Genomic DNA, 520 nt, shown 5'->3' on the forward strand with positions numbered 1-520 from the left:
GCGACGCCGCCGCGTACATGCGGCCCAACTTCTTCGTCAACACCCCTGACATCCTGCACGAGTTCCTCCAGCACGGCGGCCGGCCGGCCTTCGAGCTGAGGGCGGTGCTGGCCGCGACGCTGTCGCCCACCTGGGGTGTCTACAGTGGATTCGAGCTGTGCGAGGGCGTGCCGGTGCGGGACGGCAGCGAAGAATACCTGGATTCGGAGAAGTACCAACTGCGTCCGCGAGACTGGGAGTCGGCGGAGCGCGAGGGTCGTAGCATCGCCCCCCTGATGGCCGAACTCAACGCGATCAGGCGCCGCAGCCCGGCCCTCCGGCAGTTGCGCGATCTGCACTTCCACCACGTGGACAAGGAGGCGGTGATCGCGTACTCGAAACGGAGCGGATCGAACACGGTTCTGGTGGTTGTGAACCTCGACCCTCACCACACCCAGGAGGCCACGGTCTCGTTGGACATGCCGCGACTCGGCCTGGACTGGCACGAGTCGATGCCGGTGCGCGACGAGCTCACCGGCGC

General features: G+C 67.1%; 1 protein-coding gene. It reads left to right on the forward strand.

What is annotated here, in order from left to right; all coding sequences use genetic code 11:
* Positions 1–520 (forward strand): DUF3459 domain-containing protein (locus tag ACTWQR_RS55985; protein ID WP_443235053.1); only part of this gene is annotated, 520 nt, incomplete at both ends.

The sequence above is a fragment of the Streptomyces sp. 2A115 genome (assembly GCF_052245575.1).
Classification (GTDB): Bacteria; Actinomycetota; Actinomycetes; order Streptomycetales; family Streptomycetaceae; genus Streptomyces.